At 41.7% G+C, this 2,333-nt stretch carries 1 protein-coding gene; it reads left to right on the forward strand.

The features are described from left to right. The first annotated feature begins 25 nt into the window (after positions 1–25). Positions 26–2,182 carry a TonB-dependent hemoglobin/transferrin/lactoferrin family receptor gene (locus ASV53_RS23665; RefSeq protein ID WP_094958953.1) on the forward strand — a complete coding sequence of 719 codons (2,157 nt, stop codon included), beginning with the start codon at positions 26–28 and terminating at the stop codon, positions 2,180–2,182. Positions 2,183–2,333 lie beyond the last annotated feature (151 nt).

Here is a 2,333-nt window from a genome sequence, read left to right on the forward strand (position 1 = left end):
AAGAGTCAGTTATTAAGCAGGGAACATGAAATACAAACTATCGCTCGTTACGACATCGATTTTACTCGCAGTATCACCTCTTATACACGCTCAAGAAACTGTATCGGTTTTCGATGAGGTTGTTGTATCGGGAACTCGTTCGGAAGAGAGTATCAAGAATGTATCTAGCAGTATTGCTAAAATTTCCTCTGAAGACATGACTGAAAATCTAGCAACAGATATTCGTGATGCTGTTAAGTACGAACCCGGTGTGAGTGTTAACGGCGGTGGTGGTCGATTTGGTTTAAATGGCTTTAATATCCGAGGAATGGATGAAAGCCATGTCAAAGTGATGATTGATGGTGTTAAACAGCCAGTGTCTTACAATCCTGGCTCTGCTGAAATGCGTTTTAATCAAAATATGTATGAGATTGATACGCTAACAGCCATTGAAATAAACAAAGGCCCTTCATCTGCTCTGTACGGTAGTGATGCTCTTGGCGGCGCTGTAATGCTTCGTACTAAAAACCCTGAAGATTTGCTGGGCCACGGCGATGATACTCATGTAGGTTTCAAAACGGGTTATCAAAGTGCGGATGAAGGCTTTAAACAAACGCTAACTGTTGCGAACCGTACAGGTGACCTAGAAACCATGGTTATCTACACGCACTTAGACGGTAAAGAAACAAAAGCACACAGTGGCGGCGCAGATATTAATGGCCCTGAACGTGGTCAAGTTGATCCATATGCATTACGCCAAGATAATGTACTGGCAAAAGCGTTTTACCAAATAAATGATGATCACCGTGTGGGTCTTACTGGTGAATACTTCACTCGCTCCGGAGAAGGGCGCCTTCTAAGTAAAGAAGGCTTCGAAATGATGCCTGGCTATAAATACACCAACAATTATGCGGAAGATGACGATCAGCGCGTCCGTGTTGGATTCGAACATGAGTGGCTAGCCAATAATGTGGCATTTGATACATTAAACTGGCAGGTAAACTGGCAAAAAATCGAGAGTGATCATGACACACAAGATCATACCGATGCGAAAGGCTTAAGAACCCGTAATCGTAATGGTGTTGGGAATAGCTATCAGTTTGATGCTCAGTTTGGCAAAGAGTTAGCGCTGGGCTCAAGCCGTCATCAAGTTATTTATGGTCTTTCAGGTTTAAAAGAAAGCTTTGTACTTAACTATACCGATACAAACCTTGATACAGGCACTGGTAAGGAAAAAGCCCCTGAAATTCCAGAAGCAGACTCAACACAATGGGGTGTTTTCTTACAAGATCAGGCATTCTTATTTGAAGATGCATTAGTGGTTACAGCAGGTGTTCGTTACGATGCATTTGAAGCAAAGCCAACCGATACCAGCAAATACCCTAAACATAAAAGTGATGCTTTCACTGGTAAGTTAGGTGCGGTGTACCACTTTAACCAAAATGTAAGTACTTTCGCTCAATTTAGCCAAGGCTTTAAAGCACCAACGCTACAAGATTTGTACTACTTCTATGGTATGGGGGCGACTTACTTACCAAACCCAGATTTGAAACCAGAAGAAAGCCAATCGTACGAAATGGGCCTACGTGCTAATAATCAATTCGGCGATCTTGAGCTTATTGGTTTCTATAATGATTATAAAAACTTTATTGCTGAAGACCATATTGGTAAAGATTCAGAGAATAAAGATGTGTACACCAAGAAAAACATTGGTAAAGCAAAAATATACGGAGCTGAATTCAAAGGTAGCTTATACCTAGATGAAGCTATGGGTGCACCAATGGGTACATACTCTCGTTTGTCTGTGGCTTATGCAAAAGGCGAGAATAAAGAAACGGGTGAAGCGATTGAAACAGTAGCACCGTTAACAACAGTCGTTGGTGTTGGCTATGATTCAGCAAGCGAGAAGTGGGGTAGTGTGGTTAACTTAACAGTTGTCGCGTCTAAATCTGGCGATGAATGGGAAAAACCAGCTCAAGGCACGGAAGCTAACGTTGAAGCACCAAGCTACGCTGTGGTTGACCTAACAGCTTACTACCGCCCAACTCAAGACCTGACGCTTCGTGCTGGCTTGTTTAACGCATTCGATGAGAAATACTGGCTATACCAAGATCTCAATGGCGTAACTGAGTCAACTAAAGGCATTGACCGTCGCACACAACCAGGCCGCAACTGGGGTGTCAATCTAGATTACTCTTTCTAAGTTAGTTTGAGATATTTTAAGTCGTTAAATTAAACCGCACGAAAGTGCGGTTTTTTATTGGAATTATATTTGATGGGTGAGTACTTCAAAAACGTATTCATTATGTTCATCTTTAAACTAGAGTAATGAAATTAAGCTCTTAGATTAAGAA

Origin of the sequence: Photobacterium sanguinicancri, assembly GCF_002265265.1 — a bacterium.
GTDB lineage: Bacteria > Pseudomonadota > Gammaproteobacteria > Enterobacterales > Vibrionaceae > Photobacterium > Photobacterium sanguinicancri.